The sequence below is a fragment of the Streptomyces parvus genome (assembly GCF_014648875.1).
Classification (GTDB): Bacteria; Actinomycetota; Actinomycetes; order Streptomycetales; family Streptomycetaceae; genus Streptomyces; species Streptomyces parvus.
Genome location: NZ_BMRY01000003.1, coordinates 416190 through 435932 on the forward strand (window position 1 = coordinate 416190; position 19743 = coordinate 435932).

The window sequence follows — 19743 nt, forward strand, 5'->3', positions numbered from 1 at the left end:
CGCCCGCAAACGCGGGGCGGCCGCTGCGCGCTGCCCCGGCGTGGTCCGGTAGCTCCTCAGCCGAACGCGTACGCCACCGTCGTCGCCGCGCCCAGGCCCGCGCCCGCCAGGGTCTGGGCGACGGAGTGGTAGCCGAGGGCGACCCGGGACCAGCAGACCGCCGCGGTCAGCGCGTACGCGGCGGTCCACCAGGGGGAGTGCACGACGGCCAGGAGCGAGACGGCCGCCGAGGCCACCGCCGAGTCGACCGAGATCTTCCACATCGTGTTGACGGCCAGCAGGCCGATCGTCATCACCCACAGCGCGAGCATCGCGACGAGGATCCCGGTCGGCGCGTTCCCCAGCACCATCACCACCGAGCCGGCGCCGATCGAGCCCAGGATCACGAAGAAGATCGGCGCCCGCTTCGTACGGTCCACCACATGGCGGTCGCCCCAGGTGCCGCGCCCGCGCTCCCACTCGATGTACCCCGCCGGGATCAGCCCGGCGCAGAGCGCCCCGAGGAAGCCCCAGAGCAGCCCGGTCCAGTCGCCGCCCGCCGCCGCGAGGCCGATGCCGAGCATGCCCGCCAGCAGGACGTTGCGCGGCTGGAGGACGTCGGTGACGGTCCGGGCCACCGATGTCGCGGGCGCGGGCGTGTCGGTGCCCGTGCCCGTGCCCGTGTCCGTGTCTGTGTCTGTGTCCGTGTCTGTGTCCGTGGCGCCGGTGTCGTCGGTGGTGGTGCTCATGCGGTCTTCTCCGTCGTACGGGATGGGGCGGCCGGGTCGGCCGTGGCGGCGGCGAGCACCGCGCGGGCGCGGTCCTCGTCGACCGTGCGGTACGCGGCGGCGACCCGGACCAGCCGGGCCACCTCGCCGTCCTGGTCCGTGGCCTGCTGGGCGGCGACCGGCGAGGCGGAGCCGGCCGGGGCGCCGGAGGTCTTCGCGAGGAGGGCGGCCCTGATCCAGTACGCGTCGGCGAGGCCCTCCCGGCTCCGGGGGCCGGCGGCGGCGGTCCGTTCGGCGGCGGCGAGCAGCCCGTCGGGGGCGTAGTGGCGCAGCTTCTCCACCGCGTCCGCGATGTCGGCGGCCCAGCGGTCCACCCGCAGGTCGGCCGGGACGTTGAACCGGGTCAGCTCGCGGGCCAGCGAGGCGGGCGGGTCGAACGGCTGCTCCGGGAACGCGGTCATCAGCTCGTACCAGAGGGCGTGCAGGCGGATCTGGGCCCGCCACAGCCTGGCCCGGCGCTCCCCGGCCGCGAACGCCGGGACGGAGGCGCCGAGGGCGAAGAAGGCGAACAGCACCAGTTGCGCGGCCTCGGTGATCCGGTCGAAGCGCAGGGCGAACGCCTCGGTCGGCTCGTCGACCACGCTGATCCAGAGGAACAGCGTGCGGCTGACGGTGTAGCCGACGCCGATGAACATCGCGAACGTCATCATGCCGAGCCCGATGCGCAGATGGCGGCGGCGGGCGTCGAGGGTGGCCAGCGCCCACTGGAAGGCGCACACGGCGGACGCGGCCCCGAGGTAGAGGTAGAAGACGCTCATGTAGAGCGTGGCGCCCCACTCCCCGGCGTGGTCGGAGACGAAGCGGTCCGAGGGCTCGGAGCGGTCGACGACGGTGAAGAACAGGACGGTCAGCAGGATCAGCGTGGCGACGGAGGCCTTGGCCGCCAGTTTCTGGACCAGCCGCGCGAACCGTACGTGGCGCGGGACCGCGCCCTCTTCGGGGTAGCTGCCGTAGATGGCCACGATGTAGCTGAGGATGGCCAGAATTGCCACCGTGGCGGTGTAGTGCTTGATGAGGACGGCGAGGTCGGTGACGGCGCTGTTGTTGAGGCCGATGCGGACCGCCTCGGTCTTCGTCCACAGGGCCATGGCGAATCCGGCGTAGCAGCCCCACAGCGCCCGGCGTCTGCGGTCCTCCTCGTCGCCCCAGAGGGCAGCGGGCATACGCCACAGGGCAACGGCCGTCATCAGGCCCGCTATGAGGTAGCCGGCGAGATCGAGGGGGGTCACGGCGGGGTTCGTCCTCGGGTCGGGGTCGGGGCGGATTCGGGGGTGCGGGGTGGGGCCCGCGGGCGGGGACCGGTGGCACGTGTCAGGTATCGCCGGACCCTCTTCGGGGGAAGAGGCCGCGCCTCCGGTGGGCCACCGGGCGGGACAGGGAGTTGTCCAGCCGCCCCACCATGTCATCGGTGGTGAGGTCCCGCGCCATCCGGGGGATCAGGGAGGCACCGAATTCGGCCATGCGTTCGTCGTGGGTGTCGTACTGGGCACGGGCCTGGACGATGCCGCCGCCGGAGGCGAAGGACTCGGCGGCGGCCGGGGAGATCATCCGGGCGATCAGCGAGGTGTCGAAGACCGGGAGGAGCGTGCGCAGTTGCTCCGCGTCGAGGGTCGTGCCGTGGTCGAACCACTCGTGGCACAGCTCGTGCAGGATCACGTGCTGCGTCTGGTAAGCGGTCGGCCTGCGGCGGTAGAGGACGAGGCTGGTGGAGCCCGCCTTCAGGCGCAGCCCGCAGGCGGTGTTGACGCGGGCGAGGCGGTCCGGCATCTCGTGCAGCCGGATCGTGCGCCCGCCGGCCTCCTCCATGTTCGCGACGAGCCCGTCCAGCGTGAAGGGAACCGGGAGGGGAAGGTCGGCGAGCCCGGCCTCGCACTCTTTCCGCAGTTTCCGCAGGGACATGACGAAGACGCTACGCTGCCGGGCCCGCGGGATGGTGCCTCACCGCGGAATCTCTCCCACCGCTCCGCCCGCTCCGCCGTCCCCGGGACCGTCCTTCTCCCGGGCGGCGTCCTCCAGCAGGGACAGCGCGAACCGCAGCAGTTCCGGGGGAAGCCCGTCGTCGTCCAGGCCCCGGCCGGCCACGCCGCTGATCTCCCCGGTGCGCCGCTTGGCCAGGAACTGGAGCCCGGCGACGACGTCGTCGACGACCTCGGACTCCTCCTTGAAGAAGCGCCAGTCCACGCCGAACCCCAGCCCGAGGGCCTTGAGGATGTCCTCGGAGGGCTGGGTGACCTTGCCGGCCAGGATGTTGGAGAAGTAGCTGTGCGACAGCGAGCCGCCGCGGTCGCGGACCAGTTCGGCGAAGACCCGGCCCGAGATCTTCCGGCCGGGGAAGGTCTTCTCGACCATGTACTCGACTTTTTCCCGCAGCGAGTCGAGGCGGGGCAGCTCCTCCGGGCCGGGGGCGTCGACGGGTTCCGGACCGCGTTCGTCGCCGTCGTCCATGGCCATCCGGGCCTCCACGATCACCTCGGAGTCGGAACTGAGCTTGCGCAAACACTCTACGTCACTGTTAACTCGAAAAAACACGGGCAGGGGACCACGAGGGGAGTCCCTTGCCCGTGAACGAACCTGTGGGTCCCGCCCCGTCCGGAACAGGCTCCGGACAGGGGTGTAGCCCTTCACGACGGGGGATGCGTGAAGGGCTACGCGTGCATTATGGCCCCGCGGTGCTCCCGACGACAACTGACCGGTCGGTCAGTGATCGGCCGGAGGCCGACCGGTGATCCGCGGAAGGGCCGCGAGGGCAGATTCGCCCTGCCCTTCGCGGCCACCCGAATCTGTTCCGGCCGCGATAGACATGCCCTTGCCGGGCTATTAGGGTTTCTTGTGCAGTCACGTGAAACAGCGGTACGCAGCCGAGGCGCACCCCGCAGGCGTACGGCGCCCGGCTCCTCCGGTCGCGCGTGACGGAAGAGGTGCAGATGCCCCCGAAGACCCCCTCGCACGCCACCGACCGGCTCGACGACGACGATTACCCCGCTTACACGATGGGGCGGGCCGCGGAGATGATCGGTGCGACGCCGGGGTTCCTCCGGGCGATCGGCGAGGCCCGTCTGATCACTCCGCTGCGGTCCGAGGGCGGCCACCGCCGTTACTCCCGCTACCAGTTGCGCATCGCCGCCCGCGCCCGCGAACTGGTCGACGGCGGCACTCCCATCGAGGCCGCCTGCCGCATCGTCATCCTGGAGGACCAGCTGGAGGAGGCGCTGCGCCTCAACGAGGAGCTGCGCGGCCGCTCCGGCTGAATATCTGCATTCGCCGGCACAGAATTTCGCGCAATGTGCGACGAGGCTTTTATGGTCCGGTCCGGCCGGTGATATTGAGCACGGCCTCTCGCGGGTCACCGTGCTAGGCTTGATCGCAGTTGCAGTTGTGGTTCCCAAAAACTTGCAAGTGCCTCTGCCGACCGGATGTCGGCAGGTGCATTTTTGTCTTTCCGGTGTTCATGTGTTCTTCCGGACGGGGTAATCATCGCGGCGACGTTGGGTCCGTACAGTGCGGGCCCACGGGCTCTGCGCCCTTAAGGAGATATGACATGGCTACCGGCACCGTGAAGTGGTTCAACGCGGAAAAGGGCTTCGGCTTCATCGAGCAGGACGGCGGCGGCGCCGACGTCTTCGCCCACTACTCCAACATCAACGCCTCCGGCTTCCGTGAGCTGCAGGAGGGCCAGAAGGTCTCCTTCGACGTCACGCAGGGCCAGAAGGGCCCGCAGGCCGAGAACATCGTCCCCGCCTGATCACTCGGGCAGCACTGCGCAGCTGGGGCCCGCACCATGGGTGCGGGCCCCAGCTCGTTGTCGTTTCCGGGGCCAGGGCCTCGTTTTCTTTTGTCATTTCATCGGCTCGTTCTTGCGATTCCGGGTGCCGTTCACGGTCGCTTCCCGAAAAAGAATCCCTCGATACGCGCCCATCGAGGAAAGGTTCTGCATGAATCGCGAACGCACCCCCCGCTCGAACGACCGTTTCTCCCGGACCCGTTCCGGCGGAGCCTCCCGCTACTACGGCGGCGGCAGCGGTGGCGGCGAGCGCCGGGCCGCGGGCTTCGGCGGCGGCCCCCGGCGCTCGGGCGGCTCCGGTGGCTCGGGCGGCTCCGGCCGGTCCGGTGGTCACGGCCGCCGTTCCGCCTCCGGCGTCAAGGGCGAGTTCGCCCTGCCGGTGACGGTCACCCCGGCCCTCCCCGCCGTCGAGACCTTCGGCGAGCTGGAGATGCCCGCACCGCTGAAGCAGGCGCTGGCCACCGAGGGCGTGACCGTGCCCTTCCCGATCCAGGCGGCCACCCTGCCGAACTCGCTGGCCGGCCGGGACGTCCTGGGCCGCGGCCGCACCGGCTCCGGAAAGACCCTCGCCTTCGGCCTCGCGCTGCTGGCCCGCACGGCCGGCCGCCGGGCCGACGCCAAGCGCCCGCTCGCCCTGGTCCTCGTCCCCACCCGGGAGCTGGCCCAGCAGGTCACCGACGCGCTCACCCCGTACGCCCGGACGCTGAAGCTGCGCCTCGCCACCGTGGTCGGCGGCATGTCCATCGGCCGCCAGGCGAGCGCGCTGCGCGGCGGCGCCGAGGTCGTCGTCGCCACGCCCGGCCGCCTCAAGGACCTGATCGAGCGCCGCGACTGCAGGCTGGACCGGGTCACCGTCACGGTCCTGGACGAGGCCGACCAGATGGCCGACATGGGCTTCATGCCGCAGGTCACCGAGCTGCTCGACCAGGTGAACCCGGACGGGCAGCGGATGCTCTTCTCGGCCACCCTGGACCGCAACGTCGACCTGCTGGTGCGGACGTACCTGAAGGACCCGGTCGTGCACTCCGTCGACCCGGCCGCCGGCGCGGTCACGACGATGGAGCACCACGTGCTGCACGTCCAGGGCGCCGACAAGTACGCCACCACGACGGAGATCGCGGCCCGCGACGGCCGCGTGATCATGTTCCTGGACACCAAGCACGCCGTGGACAAGCTCACCGACCACCTGCTGCACAGCGGGGTCCGGGCGGCGGCGCTGCACGGCGGGAAGTCCCAGCCGCAGCGCACCCGCACCCTGGACCGGTTCAAGACCGGGCAGGTCACGGTCCTGGTCGCCACCAACGTCGCGGCGCGCGGCATCCACGTCGACAACCTCGACCTGGTCGTCAACGTGGACCCGCCGACCGACCACAAGGACTACCTGCACCGCGGCGGCCGTACCGCCCGTGCCGGGGAGTCCGGCAGCGTCGTCACCCTGGTGCTGCCGAACCAGCGCCGGGAGATGACCCGGCTGATGGCGGACGCCGGGATCACCCCGCAGGTCACCCAGGTCCGCTCCGGCGAGGCCGAGCTCAGCCGGATCACGGGTGCGCAGGCGCCCTCCGGTGTCCCGGTCGTCGTCACCGCCGCGCCCAAGGAGCGCTCCGGCCGCGGTGGCGGCGGCGCGTTCATGGGGCGCGGCACCCGGCGCGGCGGCGGGGCCCCGGCCCGGCGCGGCCGCCCCGGAGTGCCGACGCCCGAGGAGCGGGCGGCCGCGGCGCAGCGCCGGAAGAACCGCGCGGCGTGAACCCTCGGGGCCCGGTGTCCGCCAGCGGTTGACGTTCCGTAACCGATCCGGTGCTTCAGGTGAGCCCTACAATCGGCGCCATGAAGAGCAAGCTGACCGCGTTAGGAGTGACGGTGGTGGCGGCCGTGCTGCCCGCCACCGCCGCCGTGACCGCCGCCCACGCCGACGAGACGCACACCGACTCCCACAACGGCCCGCAGGTGGCGCTGATCGCGACGGGCCAGATCGACGATCCGCTGGAGGACGTCCTGGAGCATGTCGCGGTGCTCGGCCGGACCGTCGTGGTGGATCACTGAACCCTCCCCGCCTTCCCGCCTCCCGGCCGTCCGGTGTGTCTCAGGACGCCCGGGCGGCCGGTGGCTTCTGCCGGGCCCACGCCATGCGCGGCTCCAGCAGCGGGCGCAGCAGCCGCCGGACCGGGGGTGTGCAGAGCAGGGTGATGACGGCGATCGCGCCCAGGGTGACGGTGACCGTGCCCAGCGTGGTGCCGAAGAACGGGTCGTCGTAGAAGCCGCCGTACTTCAGGCCCCGGACGACGAAGCCGTGGAGCAGATACCCGTACAGCGTGCAGGTGCCGAGCGCGGTCATCCAGCTCTTGCCCTTGGGCACCCAGGCGAGGAAGCAGGCGCCCAGCACGATCGCGGCCACGAACAGCAGCACGGTGACGGTCGGTCCGGTCCACTCGGCCATGTCCAGCCGGTCGGTGCTGCTCTTGCGGTAGAACCACCCGGTGGACGTCCGGGGCACCAGCCAGTACGCCACGAGCAGCCCGACGGCGAACACCGGCACCGACACGATCCGCACCCAGGTGGAGCGCAGCAGCCGGAAGTGTTCCGGGCGCAGCCGCAGGCCGAGCACGTAGAACGGCAGGAACTGGAGGATGCGCTGGATCTGGAGGGACCCGTCGGCGGCCGGCGACAGCGTCGCGAGGGCGGCGATCACGAGGGAGACCAGCACCGGGAAACGCACGGCCTGCCAGAGGGGGGTGGACAGCCGCCAGAGGAAGAGGGCGGGCAGGAACCACAGCAGCCAGTAGGGCGACAACGGGGAGAGGGCGTAGTCCGGCTTGTCGGCCACCCGCTCGAAGAGCGTGTAGAGCACCTCGAACAGGACGTAGGGCGCCAGGAGGCTGGTGACCAGCTTCCACACCCGGTCCGGCCGCAGCTCGAAGTTCCGCGAGAAGTAGCCCGCTATGAGGATGAACACGGGCATGTGGAACGTGTAGACGAAGGTGTACGCCGTTTCCACGAGCCGGCCCGACGGCAGCGGCTCCCACGCGTGTCCGATCGCGACCAGCACGATCGCCAGGTACTTCGCGTTGTCGAAGAAGTGGTCCCGGCCGTCGGAAGGCGGCTTTCCGGTCTCCGGGGCGCCGGCAGCGGCGCTGGGACGCGACTGCTCGGAGGTGGTGAGGGGCAGCTGAGGCATCCTGACACCCTAGAGCGCGGAGGGGTTCCCTCCATCCACTGTGTCCCGCATCACCGGTCCCCGGCGGCGCCCGCACCCGGATCCCGTCACCCGGCCCGCTCGGGCGGAGGGTGGGCGCTGCCCTCGGCGTCCAGGTGCGGCAGGATCCGGTCCAGCGGGCCGGGGATCCACCACGCGGCCCGGCCGAGCAGGGTCATCACCGCCGGGACCAGCAGCAGCCGTACGACGGTGGCGTCGATGAGCACGCTGGCGGCGAGCCCCAGGCCCAGCATCTTCACCACGATGTTGTCGCTGATGACGAACGCGGCGAAGACACTCACCATGATCAGCGCCGCGCAGGTGATGACCCGGGCGGTGATCTCCAGCGCGTGCGCCACGCTCGCGCGCGGGTCCCCGGTGCGCACCCACGCCTCGTGGATGCGGGAGAGCAGGAAGATCTCGTAGTCCATGCTCAGCCCGAAGACGATCGCGAACATCATCATCGGCACGTAGCTCTCGATCGGGACCTCGCCCGACACCCCCAGCGCCGGCCCGCCCCAGCCCCACTGGAAGACCGCGACCACGACGCCGTACGAGGCGGCGATCGACAGCACGTTGAGCACGGCGGCCTTCACCGCGACGAGCAGGCCCCGGAAGACGGCCAGGATCACCAGGAACGCCAGGCCCACGACGACGGCGATGATCAGCGGCAGCCTGCTGGAGACGATGTCCAGGAAGTCGACCTGGGCGGCGGTCGTACCGGTGACGTACGTGCTCGCGTCGTAGCCGGAGACGGCCTGCGGCAGGACGTCGTCGGTGAGCCGGTTCGTCAGGGAGGTCGTCCGCCCGTCCTGCGGGGCGGCCACCGAGTAGGCGGTGGCGGTCAGCACGTCGCCGTCCGACGTGGCGGTCAGCGGGGTGATCACCTCGGCGTCGCGCACCCCGGTCAGCGCCTTCTGTGCCTGGTCGGCGAGGGCGGAACGGTCGCCGGATGACACCTTGCTCTGGTCGATGACCAGGGTCAGCGGGCCGTTGGAGCCGGGCCCGAAGGCGCTCGACATCAGGTCGTAGGCGCGCCGGTCCGTGAACGACTTCGGGTCGGCGCCGTCGCCGATGTGACCGAGCTGGATGAAGAGGAGCGGGAAGGACAGGACGGCCAGCACCACCACCCCGCCGGCCAGGAACCACCAGGGCCGCCGCTCCACCCGCTGCGCGTACCGGTGCCAGCCGCCGGGCTCCGCGCCCTCGGGCGCCGGTACGGTCTCGGCCACCGGTCTCCGTACCCGTACGCGGTCGATGCGGCGGCCGAGCAGACCGAGGACCGCCGGTACGAGGGTGAGGGCGCCCGCCACGGCGGTGACGACGGTGACCGCCGCGGCCAGGCCCAGCTTGCCGATGAACCCGATCCCGGAGACCCACAGGCCCGACAGCGCGATGATCACCGTGCAGCCGGAGAGCAGCACGGCGTGCCCGCTGGTGGCGGCGGCGTTCCCGGCGGCGGTCACCGGGTCCTGGCCGTCGACGAGGTTCTGCCGGTGCCGGGTGACCAGGAAGAGGGCGTAGTCGATGCCGACGCCGATGCCGATCATCGTGGCGAGCGTCGGGGAGACGGTCGCGAAGGTCGCGGCGGCGGCCAGCAGCCCCAGCAGCGCCAGCCCGCACAGGGCGCAGATCAGCGCGGTGACCAGCGGCAGCACGGCGGCCAGCAGACTTGCCGAAGCCGATCAGCAGGACCACGATCGCCACCCCGAAGCCGATCGCCTCGCTGGTGCGGTCGCTCGGTTCGGGCCGGGCCAGTTCCCCGAGCGAACCGCCGTACTCCACCGTCACCCCGGCCGACCGCAGCGGCTGCACCGCCTCGTCGACCCCGTCCAGGTAGGACGGGTCGAGGGTGGAGGGCTGCACGCTGAACCGGACGGTGATGTAGGCGGTCTTCTGGTCGGTGGAGAGCGGTCCGGTGTTCGGGTCGGGCGGCGGGGGCGGGGCGGAGCCGGACGACGGCAGCGGGCTCTGCGCCGAGAGCACGTCCGGGAGCTTCTGGAGGTCGGTGACGGCGGTGGCCACCTGGTCCGAGACGGAGGTGAGCGGCTTGTCCGGGTCGTGCAGGACGACCTGTGCGCTGTAGCCGCCCGCCTGCGGGGCGTGTGCCTTCAGCACGTCCAGTCCGTCCTGGGACTGGGTGCCGGGCAGCGAGAAGTCGTCGGAGTAGTCGCCGCCGTAGGCGTGCTGGAGGACCTGGAGCCCGGCGAGCGCGGCCACCCACAGGACGAGGACGGTCACGAAGTGCCGGGCGCACCATTCGCCCGTGTTGCGCAGCGCACCCCGGCGGCGCGGGGCGGTATCCGTCCCCGTGCGGGCCTGTGACGACGGCATGCGGTCGCTCCTGCCTCCCGCCCCGTTCGCGGACCGTGCTCCCGGCAGGATGCCTTCGAGGGGTCGCGGACTTCGCATTCAACGGCCCCGGCCGCCGCCCGGCACGCCGGTGCGGGGGAACGGGTGACGGGAGCCGGGAACGGGCGGTCCGGCCGAGAGTGTCATAGCGGATGATTTCGGGGCGTTCCTTGCTATACACGAGCGATGGAGTACCCGGGCACCCTTGTTCTGATCATGGCCCTGGCGGTTCTCGCCCCGCTGCTCGGTTACGCGACCGGGCGGTGGCTGCCGGTCCCCGTCGTCATCTTCGAGATCGTGCTCGGGATCCTGGTCGGGCCCGACGTGCTCGGCTGGGCCCACCACGACCAGGTCATCGACACCCTGTCCGACCTCGGGCTCTCGATGCTGATCTTCCTGGCGGGGTACGAGATCCGGTTCGCCGAGGTCCGCGGCGACACGTTGCGCCGGGCCGGCGGGGCCTGGGTGCTGTCGTTCGCCGCCGGGCTCGGTGTCGCCCTGCTGCTGAGCGGCGCGGACCTGGCGAAGAGCCTGGTCATCGGCACCGCGCTGACCAGCACCGCGCTGGGAGCCGTGCTGCCGATCCTGCGGGACTCGGGGCGTCTTGAGGGGCGGTTCGGCTCGGTGGTGATGGCGTTCGGGTCGGTCGGGGAGTTCGGGCCGATCATCGCGATGGCTCTGCTGTTCAGCGGGCGCAGCCCGGGGGCGGCGAGCGTGGTGCTGGCCGTGTTCGCGGTCGTCACGGCGGGCGCGGTGTTCTGGGCGTTGCGGCCCAGGCCGCCGTGGTTCGCGCACATCGTCGCCGCGACCCTGCACTCCAGCGGCCAGTTCGCCGTGCGCTTCGTGATGTTCCTGCTGGCCGGCATGCTGGGGCTCGCCCATGTCTTCGGCCTGGACACGCTGCTCGGCGCGTTCGCGGCGGGGATGCTGACCCGGCTCGTCCTCCAGGGGTCGGTGCCCGAGCGCAGCGACGCGATCCTGGAGAGGGTCGAGGCGATGGGCTTCGGCTTCCTCGTGCCGTTCTTCTACATCGTCACGGGCATCGACTTCGACCTCGCGGCGCTCCTGGACGACGGCCGCCCGCTGGTGCTCCTGCCGGTCTTCCTGCTGCTGTTCCTGCTGGTGCGCGGGGTTCCGGCGTATCTGCTGGCCCCGCGTGACCTGAGCGGGCGCGCCCCGCGGGCCGCGCTCGGGCTCTTCTCGTCCACGTGTCTGCCGCTGGTGGTCGCGATCACCGCGATCGGCCTGGACGACGGGGTGATCGGAGCGGGGGAGGCCGCGGCCCTGGTCGCCGCCGCGATGGTGTCGGTGCTGGTGTTCCCGCTCCTGGCGTTCCGGCTGCTGCGCGGCGAGGAGGGCGGGGACGGGGGCAGGGCCGTGCCGGGGCGGACGGCGGAGAGCGGGGAGGCGTGGTGACCCGCTCGCCTGTGCCTGCGGCTGCTCCGGGCCCGTAGGGCTGTCTACGGCTGCGGCTGCTCCGGGCCCGGCCGTCTACGCTGCGGCTGCTCCGGGCCCCGTACGGCCGTCTACGGCTGCTGCTCCGGGCCCTCCTCCGTCGGGACGCACAGCACCGGGACCGTCGACATGTGCAGCAGCTTGTGCGGGGTCGAGCCCAGCAGGGCCCCGCGCATCGGGCTCTCGCCCCAGGTGCCGACCACGATGACCCGGGCCCCGTGCCGTTCGGCGGCGTCCAGCAGGGCCTGGGCGGGCTTCTCGTCCAGTACCTCGACCGAGGCGGGTACGCCCGCCTCCTCGGCGGAGGTGAGCGCGTGTTCCAGGCCGGTGCGCCCGGCCTGCCGGATCGCGTCGTAGTGGCTGCGGTACTCCGCGCCGTCACGCAGCCCGGGAGCGGCGGCCCCGTAGACCATCACCAGCTCCTCCCCGTACGCGGCCGCCACCTCGATGGCGATGCGCAGGGCGCGGGCGGCGCCGGGGGACTCGTCGTAACCGAGGACGACCGACATCTCACGGCCCCTTTCCGGCACCGGAGTCACCGGGGCCGTCCGTCCGGGTGACCGTGGCGTGCACCAGGTCCGGGTCCGCGACCCCCGGCCGCTCCTGCCAGAACACCGCGTCGCGCAGCCGCCACACCACCATGAGGACCACGCCGACCAGGGCGATCACGATGCCGATGACGAGCGGCGGGCCGAGCCCGAACCAGGAGGTGCCGCTGTAGGAGTTGGCCGGGTCGGACATGTCGATGACCGAGCGCACCAGCAGCCAGGTCAGCAGTCCGGCGCCGACCACCGGGCCGAGCCCGATGAGCAGGAAGTTGCGCAGGCTCTCGGTGAGATGGCGCCGGTAGTAGACGGCGCAGGCCACCCCGGTGAGCGCGTAGTAGAAGGCGATCAGCAGGGACAGCGCGGTCAGGGAGTCGAAGAGGGCGTCGGTGGAGATCTGGTTGACGATCAGATACCAGGCGATCGCGATCCCGGCGACCCACCACGTACTCACGTCCGGGGTACGGAACCGGGGGCTGATGTGCCCGAAGTGCTGCGGCAGCGCCTGCCGGCGGGCCATGGACAGGGCGGTCCGGGACGCCGGGATGATCGTCGTCTGGGTGGAGGCGATCGCGGAGGTGGCCACCGCCAGCAGCAGGATCCAGTCCCAGCCGCCCAGGACGTCCCCGGCGAGCTGGGCGAAGATGAACTCCTCCTCGCCCGCGTTCTCCGCCAGGAACGCCGTACCCGCGAAGGCGACGACCGCGATGGCGACCGACAGGTAGGTCACCAGGAGCACGACGGTGGACCACAGGCCCGCCCTGCCGGGGGCGCTGGCCGAGTCCTCGGTCTCCTCGGTGAGGTTGACCGCGGACTCCCAGCCCCAGTAGATGAACACCCCGAGCAGCAGCCCGCCGGTCAGCGCGGCACCGCCCGCGCCGAACGGGTCGAGCCAGCCGAAGGACGGCTCGATCGAGTCGAAGCCGGTCGTGCCCGCGTACACCCGGTAGAGCGCCACCGCGACGAAGACCAGCAGGAAGGCGATCTGGAGGAGGATCAGCACGTTCTGCACCTTGGCGGAGAGCTCGGTGCCGATGACGCAGAGCCCGGTCATCACGATGATCAGCAGCACGGTGAGGAACTGGCGCGCGAAGTCGTTCTCGACCCAGCCGTCCAGACCCACCGCCAGCAGGGTGAAGCTCACCGCCACATCGGCCAGCGAGCCCACCACCAGGACACCGGTCATGGTGATGGCCCAGCCGCCCAGCCAGCCCGCCCACGGGCCCATCGCCCGGGTCACCCAGGAGAACGTCGTACCGCAGTCCTGGTCGACCTTGTTCAGGTAGTAGAACGCCGAGGCGATCAGCAGCATCGGCACGAACGAGGCGAACATGACGCCCGGGGCGTAGATCCCCACCAGGGCGACGATCGGGCCGATGACGGCGGCCAGCGAGTACGCCGGAGAGGTCGCGTTCAGACCGATGACAAGGGCGTCGACGAACCCGATCGCGTTCGGCTTGAGGCCGACATCCGGTTCGTCCCGCACACGGTCGTGGGCCATGGTTCCTCGCTCCGCCGGGCACCGCCGCCGGGAGCGGGCGATGATCCGGATCTCATCGTAAGAAGACCCGGCGAAAGCCGCATTCCGGGCGGTGCGTCCGGGCTGCGGGGAGGGCCCGGGGAGGTCCGGCCGAACGTCACCCGAACGGCCCGCTCCTCTGCGAACCCCGAGGCCGGGGCGCAGGCTGGAGTCCATGTGGTCCCGCCGACTCGTCCTGGGCGTTCTGCTCCTGCCCCTGGCCCTCCTGGTGCTCGGGGACGGTCCGGTGTTCCGCGCGCCGGGGGCGGAGCTGGCCACCGGGCCCCGCCCGCCGCGCGGCCTCCCGCAGCCGGCCATGGTCAGCCGCCGGGACTGGCACGCGGACGAGAAGCTGGTCCGGGAGGGGCCGCACTACACGGGCGCGGCCCGGGCGGTCTTCATCCACCACACCGGCAATCCCAACGACTACGACTGCGCGGACGCCCCCGAGCTGATCCGGGCCGTCCAGCGCGACCACATCCGGCAGGACGGCTGGGACGACATCGGCTACAACTTCCTCGTCGACCGCTGCGGCACCATCTACGAGGGCCGGGCCGGCGGCGTCGGCCGCTCGGTGCTGGGCGCGCACACCAAGGGGTTCAACGCCGACACGGTCGGCATCGCGGCGATCGGGAACTTCGGCCCGGGGGCGGAGGTGCCGAAGCCGATGCTGGACGCGCTGGTGCGGCTCGCCGCCTGGAAGCTGCGGCCCGGGGCGGATCCGCTGGGCAGCGTAGACCTGGTCTCGACGAACGACGAGAGCCGCTTCGACGAGGGGCAGGTGGCCCGGCTGCACGTCATCTCCGGCCACCGCGACAGCTTCGAGACCCGCTGCCCCGGCGACGCGCTCTACGCGCTGCTGCCCGAACTGCGGGAGCGCGCCGCGAAGCTGCGCGCCACCGTCCCCGGCCACTCGGCGGCGGCCCGGCTGCGCCCGTCCTTCTGAGCCCTGTCCTTCCGAGCCGGGCGCCGCGAGGGGCTACCGGGCGACGAACTGCGTGAGTATCGCCTGCACCTCGTAGATGTCGACGCCCTTGGTGAACGTCTTCTGGAGCGGGGTCGGGTTCCCCGAGATCCAGATCTTCAGCTCGGCGTCGAGGTCGAACGTCCCGGCCGTCTCGACCGCGAAGTGCGTGATGCTGCGGTACGGCACGGAGTGGTACTCGGTCTTCTTGCCGGTGATGCCCTGCTTGTCGACCAGGATCAGCCGCCGGTCCGTGAACAGGATCGTGTCGCGGATCAGCAGGAACGCGGCGTGCACCTGCTCGCCCTGTCCGAGCAGCTTCGCGTAGTCCTGCTGGGCGGTGGCCGGGTTGATCGTGTGGGCGTTGCCGAACAGTGCCATGGGTCCCCGTTTCTCCGAATGTGCGTCAAGAGTCGTAAGAAGTACGTCCGCGGTGGTGTCTCCGGTTCCCGCGGCCGGCCTGCCGACACCTCCCGACGCCCTTCCCGCTACAGCGGTACGACCGTCGCCTCCGTCGCCTTCACGCTGGTCCAGACGGCGCTTCCGTCGGCGATGCCCAGTTCGGCCGCGGCCCCCGGGGTGATCTCCGCGACCAGGTCCGGGGCCTCGGCGGAGGTGATCAGCAGCCGCAGCCGGCTGCCGGCCGAGGTGATCTCGCGGACCGTGCCCGGCCAGACGTTGCGCGGCGATCCGGTGGGCCGCTCCCGGTGTACGGAGACGGCTTCCGGCGCGATGACCGCGAGGGCGTCCGTGCCCGACGGGAGGGGCTCGGCGACCACGAGCCGGCCGCCGCCCTCCAGGGCGAGCCCGTCGGCGGTGGCGGTGCCGGGCCAGGCGTTGCGGCCCAGCATCCGGGCCACCCAGGGCGAGCGCGGGTGCCGGGTGACCTCGGCGGGCGGCTCGTCCTGGAGGGCCCGGCCGTCCTCCAGCACCAGGACCCGGTCGGCCAGCGAGACCGCCTCGACCGGATCGTGGGTGACGATCAGGCAGACCCCGCCGAACTCCGCGAGGTGCCCGCGCAGGGTGTGCCGGACCCGGGCCCGGGTGGTCTGGTCGAGGGCGGCGAGCGGTTCGTCCAGCAGCAGCAGGCGCGGGCGGGCGGCGAGCGCGCGGGCCAGGGCGACCCGCTGGGCCTGGCCGCCGGAGAGCTGGGCGGGCCTGCGGTGGGCGAGGTGGCCCACCCCGAGCCGGTCCAGCCAGCCCTGGGCCTCGCGGCGGGCCTCGGCGCGCGGCACGCCGTGGGCGCGGAGCCCGTACGCCGTGTTGGTGAGGGCGCTCAGGTGCGGGAAGAGGGCGCCGTCCTGGGGGACCCAGGCCACGCCCCGGCGGTGCGGGGGGAGGCCGGTGACGTCGTCGTCGCCGAGGCGGAGTTCGGCGCGGGCGCGGGGGGTGAGGCCGAGGAGGGCCCGCAGGAGCGTCGTCTTGCCCGCGCCGTTCGGGCCGACCACCGCGATGGTGGTGCCGGGGCCGGCGTCCAGGGTGAGGCGGGTGAAGCCGGTGACGTCGGCGTGGAGCGGCCAGGGTTCGGGGACGGACGTGTGCGGGAGGCCCGGGGGCGGTTCGGGGAGCGGGGCCGTCGCGGCCGGGTCCTCCGGGCGGGCCGCCGCACGGCTCGCGGGGTCCCGGTGGTCGCCCGGGGTGCCGGTCCAGCGGCCCCGCAGCGCGACGAGCACGATCATCGCGATGGCCAGGAGCAGCAGCGACACGGAGGTGGCGGCCTCCGGCGAGTCCTGGAGCAGCAGATAGACCTGGAGCGGGAGGGTCTGCGTGGTGCCGGGGAGGTTCCCGGCGAAGGTGATGGTCGCGCCGAACTCGCCGAGCGCCCGCGCCCAGGTCAGTGCGGCCCCGGCGATCAGCCCGGGGGCGACCATCGGCAGCGTCACGGTGAGGAACACCCGGATCGGGGACGCCCCCAGGGACGCGGCGGTCTCCTCGTACCGGGGACGCAGTCCGCCGAGCGCGCCCTCCAGCGAGATGACCAGGAACGGCATCGCGACGAACGTCGCCGCGAGCACGGCCCCCGAGGTGTGGAAGGGGAGCGTGATGCCGAAGGTGTCCTCCAGCCAGGGGCCGAGCAGCCCGCGCCGCCCGAAGGCCAGCAGCAGGGCGACGCCGCCGACCGTGGGCGGCAGCACCATCGGCAGCAGCACCAGCGAGCGGACGAACGCCTTGCCGGGGAACGGGACCCGGGCCAGCAGCCAGGCCAGCGGCACCCCGAACAGCAGCGAGAGTCCCAGCGACCAGAGCGAGACGAGCAGCGAGAGCCGCAACGCCTCGGTGGTGGCCTCGGCGGTGAGGTGGTCGCCCAGCTCGCCCCAGGAGGTGCGGGCCAGGATCCCGACGAGCGGCAGCATCAGGAAGGCCACGGCCAGCAGCGCGGGCACCGTCAGCAGGAGCGGGGCGCGGGCCCCGGGTGTACGGCGGCGGACCGGGCGTTTCATCGGTGACCTCGTCGTCCTGGAAGTGCGGTGCCCGGCGGGCCCGTCGGACGGTACGGGCCCGCCGGGAGCGGTGTGAGCGGTTACGGCTGCTGGAAGCCCGCGGCCTGGAAGATCTTCTGCGCCTCGGGCGTGGAGAGCCAGGCGACGAACGCGGCGGCCGCCTCGCTGTGCTTGGACGCCTTCAGTGTGGCGGCCGGGTAGGAGGCGATGGCGTTCTCCGCGTCCGGGATCTCGATCGCGTCGACCTTGTCGGTGGCGGTCGAGGCGTCGGTCCTGTAGACGAGCCCGGCGTCCGCCTCGCCCAGCTCGACCTTGCTGAGGACCGCGCGGACGTTGGGCTCCTCGGAGACCGGCTTCACCTCGATCTTCTGCGCGTCGAGGATCTGCCGGCTGTAGCGGCCCACCGGCACCTCGGGGGCGGCCAGGACGACCTTCAGCTTCGGGTCGGCGAGGTCCTTGAGGTTCCCGACCTTCTCCGGGTTGCCCTCGCCCGTGGCGATGACCAGGCGGTTCTTGGCGATGACGGTGGGCTTGCCGGTGTCGCCGGAGAGTCCGTCCATCGTCCTGGTGTCGGCGGTGACCACGGCGTCGGCGGGGGCGCCCTGTTTGACCTGGGCGGCCAGCTCCTGGGAGCCCGCGAAGGAGAACGTCACCTCGGTGCCGGGGTTCTTCGCCTCGTACGCGGCCCCCGCCTCCTCGAAGACGTCCGTCAGGGAGGACGCGGCCAGCACGGTCAGATCGGCCTGCGGGGCGCCGGACGCGGTCCCCGAGTCGCCGGACGTGCCCTTGTCCTTCGCGGTGCCGGAGTCGTCGTTGCCGCAGGCGGCGAGCGGCACGAGGAGCGCGGCGGTCAGGGCGGCGGCGGCCGCGCGGCGGCGGGTGAGCAGGAGGGACATGAGGGTGCGGCTCCTTGGAAGCGTGGGCGTGAGGCCATGGGGCGTGGGCGTACGCGCGGATGCGGTCCGGGAGTACGGGGCGGGCTCAGGTGCGGTCGATGTGCACGCTGGTCGACTTCACGCGGGCGGTCGCCTGCATGCCGACCTCCAGGCCCAGCTCCTCCACCGCTTCCCGGGTCAGGAGCGAGACGAGCCGGTGCGGCCCGGCCTGGATCTCGACCTGGGCCGCGACGTCGCCGAGTTTCACCGCGGTGACGATGCCGGGGAACGCGTTGCGGGCCGAGGTGTAGGGGGCCTCGTCCTCGCCGCCCGCGCTCTGGCCGACCTCGATCGAGAAGGCGGCCAGCGCGCGGCCGTCGATGAGACGGCGGCCGGCCTCGTCGCGATGGGTCGCGACCCGGCCGGCGTCCGCCCAGCGGCGGGCGGTGTCGGGGCTGACCCCGAGAAGTCGTGCTGCCTGACCGATTGTGTAGGACTGCATGTGCGACACGCTAGGCCAATCAGGGTGGCATGTGCCATTCTCTGGACGATGTTCCATCGCAGATGCGAGGGGCGTTGGAGGAATCCACGAGGCCGGCGGCGGGGTGCGCGGGCAGTCGGACGGGCCGCGCCCGTTCTCCGGTGCGCGGCCCGTCGGGGGTGATGAGCCCGGGTCAGGTCACCGGACTCATCTCGGGCATCTCGCCCTTGGTGGTGGTCACGTCGATCACGGAGAACGCGGCGCCCTGCGGGTCGCCGAGCACCGCGAACCGGCCGAACGGGCTGTCCATCGGCCCGAAGTGCAGCACTCCGCCGCGCTCGGTCGCCCTCGCCACCGCCGCGTCGCAGTCCGGGACGGCGAAGTACACGTTGAGGTACGACGGCACCTCGGGCGGGAAGTCGCTGTCCATCACCATCCGGCCGAGCACCGGCTGCGCCTGGACCTGGAAGACGGCGAAGTCCATCGACGCCTCGTCCATCTTCTGCTCCGTGTACGGGAAGACCGCCGGGTAGAACGCGTCCACCGCCTTCGCGTCCCGGGTGAACACCTCGGACCAGCAGTACCCGCCGGGTGCGCCCATCTCCGTCTCGAACCCCTCATGGGTGTTGCCCTGCCAGATGCCGAACACGGCTCCGCCGGGGTCGCGGGCCAGCGCCATCGTGCCGAACACGCCGACCTCCATCGGCTCCACCAGCACCTCGCCGCCGTTCTCGCGGACCTTCGCGACGGTCGCCGCGGTGTCCTGCGAGGCGAGGTAGAGGCACCAGGACGAGGGGTTTCCCTCCTCGCCCGGCATGGGCGGCGAGACGGCGGCGGCGGCCTTGCCGTTCGCGTACGCCTGTGTGTAGTGGCCGAACTCCGCCAGGCTCTCGCCGAACGTCCAGCCGAGCACGTCCGCGTAGAAGCTCTTCGCGCCCTCGACGTCGGCGAACATGGCGTCCGCCCAGCACGGGGTGCCCTCGGGTTGTACAGCCATGGCGCGCCGGTCCTTCCCTGAAGTCCCCGAACTCTGCCGTACGGCCAACGCTAGTCACCCGGGGGCCGGTCCGCGCGTCGGGCGGCCCGGAGAGGACCGGCCGGGAGCGTCAGTGGCGTGAGCGGTGCCGGGCGCGCCACTCCCGGGCGGCGGCGTACTCCAGGCAGTCGGGGTTCTCGCAGGGGCCCGCGCGCCACACCGGGACGAAGATCCCCAGGGACTTGTGGCGGTGGATCTCGGAGGAGACGGGCTGTTTGCAGGTGGGGCACATGAAAGCGGCCCGCTGATGAAGGTCACGCTTTTTGCTGTCCATTTACTCACGATAGGCCCGGCAGGGGATTTGGGAAAGTCTTTCCCTTTGCTTTGCCTCTGC

The 19743-nt window shown here is 72.0% G+C and carries 19 protein-coding genes and 1 pseudogene; 6 read left to right on the plus strand and 14 right to left on the minus strand.

What is annotated here, in order from left to right:
• Window positions 1–56 precede the first annotated feature (56 nt).
• The 4 genes from IE140_RS12180 to IE140_RS12195 all read right to left on the minus strand — a co-directional run bounded on the left by IE140_RS12180 (window position 57) and on the right by IE140_RS12195 (window position 3263).
• On the minus strand, window positions 57–728 hold the full coding sequence (locus IE140_RS12180) for a phosphatase PAP2 family protein (protein ID WP_308438370.1): 672 nt from the start codon (window positions 726–728) through the stop codon (window positions 57–59).
• A complete protein-coding gene (locus tag IE140_RS12185; RefSeq protein WP_150196894.1) occupies window positions 725–1996 on the minus strand; it encodes an MAB_1171c family putative transporter in 1272 nt (423 codons plus the stop codon). The genes IE140_RS12180 and IE140_RS12185 overlap by 4 nt, the downstream gene beginning before the upstream one ends.
• An 82-nt stretch (window positions 1997–2078) precedes the next feature.
• A complete protein-coding gene (locus tag IE140_RS12190) occupies window positions 2079–2666 on the minus strand; it encodes a toxin (RefSeq protein ID WP_093440832.1) in 588 nt (195 codons plus the stop codon).
• A gap of 39 nt (window positions 2667–2705) precedes the next feature.
• Window positions 2706–3263, minus strand: a complete 558-nt coding sequence (locus tag IE140_RS12195) for a hypothetical protein (protein WP_150196437.1) — start codon at window positions 3261–3263, stop codon at window positions 2706–2708.
• 428 nt (window positions 3264–3691) lie between these two features.
• On the opposite strand from IE140_RS12195, the gene IE140_RS12200 reads away from it, so the two are divergent.
• From IE140_RS12200 to IE140_RS12215, 4 genes are all read left to right on the plus strand, one after another.
• Entirely contained in the window at window positions 3692–4015 is a 324-nt protein-coding gene (locus tag IE140_RS12200) for a MerR family transcriptional regulator (protein ID WP_032767122.1), read from the plus strand.
• Window positions 4016–4305: 290 nt separating this feature from the next.
• Window positions 4306–4509: a cold-shock protein gene (locus IE140_RS12205; protein WP_032767121.1), complete on the plus strand. Its 204-nt coding sequence runs from the start codon at window positions 4306–4308 to the stop codon at window positions 4507–4509.
• A 190-nt stretch (window positions 4510–4699) separates the two neighbouring features.
• A complete protein-coding gene (locus tag IE140_RS12210) occupies window positions 4700–6295 on the plus strand; it encodes a DEAD/DEAH box helicase (protein ID WP_150196438.1) in 1596 nt (531 codons plus the stop codon).
• An 80-nt stretch (window positions 6296–6375) separates the two neighbouring features.
• Entirely contained in the window at window positions 6376–6591 is a 216-nt protein-coding gene (locus IE140_RS12215) for a hypothetical protein (protein ID WP_032767119.1), read from the plus strand.
• Window positions 6592–6631: 40 nt separating this feature from the next.
• Here the strand turns inward: IE140_RS12215 and IE140_RS12220 are convergent, their stop codons facing one another.
• Together IE140_RS12220 and IE140_RS12225 are read right to left on the minus strand one after the other, a co-directional pair.
• A complete protein-coding gene (locus IE140_RS12220; RefSeq protein ID WP_150196439.1) occupies window positions 6632–7723 on the minus strand; it encodes an acyltransferase family protein in 1092 nt (363 codons plus the stop codon).
• 86 nt (window positions 7724–7809) lie between these two features.
• Window positions 7810–10075, minus strand: a pseudogene (locus IE140_RS12225) (MMPL family transporter).
• Window positions 10076–10279: 204 nt separating this feature from the next.
• Here IE140_RS12225 and IE140_RS12230 point away from each other — a divergent pair.
• Window positions 10280–11509 carry a cation:proton antiporter gene (locus tag IE140_RS12230; protein WP_150196440.1) on the plus strand — a complete coding sequence of 410 codons (1230 nt, stop codon included), beginning with the start codon at window positions 10280–10282 and terminating at the stop codon, window positions 11507–11509.
• A gap of 110 nt (window positions 11510–11619) precedes the next feature.
• On the opposite strand, the gene IE140_RS12235 is transcribed toward IE140_RS12230, so the two are convergent.
• Together IE140_RS12235 and IE140_RS12240 are read right to left on the minus strand one after the other, a co-directional pair.
• Complete coding sequence (locus IE140_RS12235; protein WP_032767115.1) at window positions 11620–12057, minus strand: universal stress protein; 438 nt, start codon at window positions 12055–12057, stop codon at window positions 11620–11622.
• Between the two features lies 1 nt (window position 12058).
• Window positions 12059–13594: an APC family permease gene (locus tag IE140_RS12240; protein WP_150196441.1), complete on the minus strand. Its 1536-nt coding sequence runs from the start codon at window positions 13592–13594 to the stop codon at window positions 12059–12061.
• Between the two features lie 193 nt (window positions 13595–13787).
• Here IE140_RS12240 and IE140_RS12245 point away from each other — a divergent pair, with 193 nt between their 5' ends.
• Window positions 13788–14558, plus strand: a complete 771-nt coding sequence (locus IE140_RS12245) for a peptidoglycan recognition protein family protein (protein ID WP_150196442.1) — start codon at window positions 13788–13790, stop codon at window positions 14556–14558.
• 33 nt (window positions 14559–14591) lie between these two features.
• Here the strand turns inward: IE140_RS12245 and IE140_RS12250 are convergent, their stop codons facing one another.
• The 6 genes from IE140_RS12250 to IE140_RS12275 form a co-directional block, all read right to left on the minus strand.
• Complete coding sequence (locus tag IE140_RS12250) at window positions 14592–14957, minus strand: PH domain-containing protein (protein ID WP_032767112.1); 366 nt, start codon at window positions 14955–14957, stop codon at window positions 14592–14594.
• A gap of 107 nt (window positions 14958–15064) precedes the next feature.
• A complete protein-coding gene (locus tag IE140_RS12255) occupies window positions 15065–17017 on the minus strand; it encodes an ABC transporter permease (RefSeq protein ID WP_150196443.1) in 1953 nt (650 codons plus the stop codon).
• 80 nt (window positions 17018–17097) lie between these two features.
• Window positions 17098–17913 (minus strand): molybdate ABC transporter substrate-binding protein, encoded by an 816-nt coding sequence (gene modA, locus IE140_RS12260; RefSeq protein ID WP_150196444.1) that lies wholly within the window; start codon window positions 17911–17913, stop codon window positions 17098–17100.
• A gap of 85 nt (window positions 17914–17998) precedes the next feature.
• Window positions 17999–18394, minus strand: a complete 396-nt coding sequence (locus IE140_RS12265; protein ID WP_030075662.1) for a TOBE domain-containing protein — start codon at window positions 18392–18394, stop codon at window positions 17999–18001.
• Window positions 18395–18566: 172 nt separating this feature from the next.
• Window positions 18567–19370 (minus strand): VOC family protein, encoded by an 804-nt coding sequence (locus IE140_RS12270; RefSeq protein WP_150196445.1) that lies wholly within the window; start codon window positions 19368–19370, stop codon window positions 18567–18569.
• Between the two features lie 109 nt (window positions 19371–19479).
• Window positions 19480–19683 (minus strand): hypothetical protein, encoded by a 204-nt coding sequence (locus IE140_RS12275; protein WP_093438471.1) that lies wholly within the window; start codon window positions 19681–19683, stop codon window positions 19480–19482.
• Between the last annotated feature and the right edge of the window lie 60 nt (window positions 19684–19743).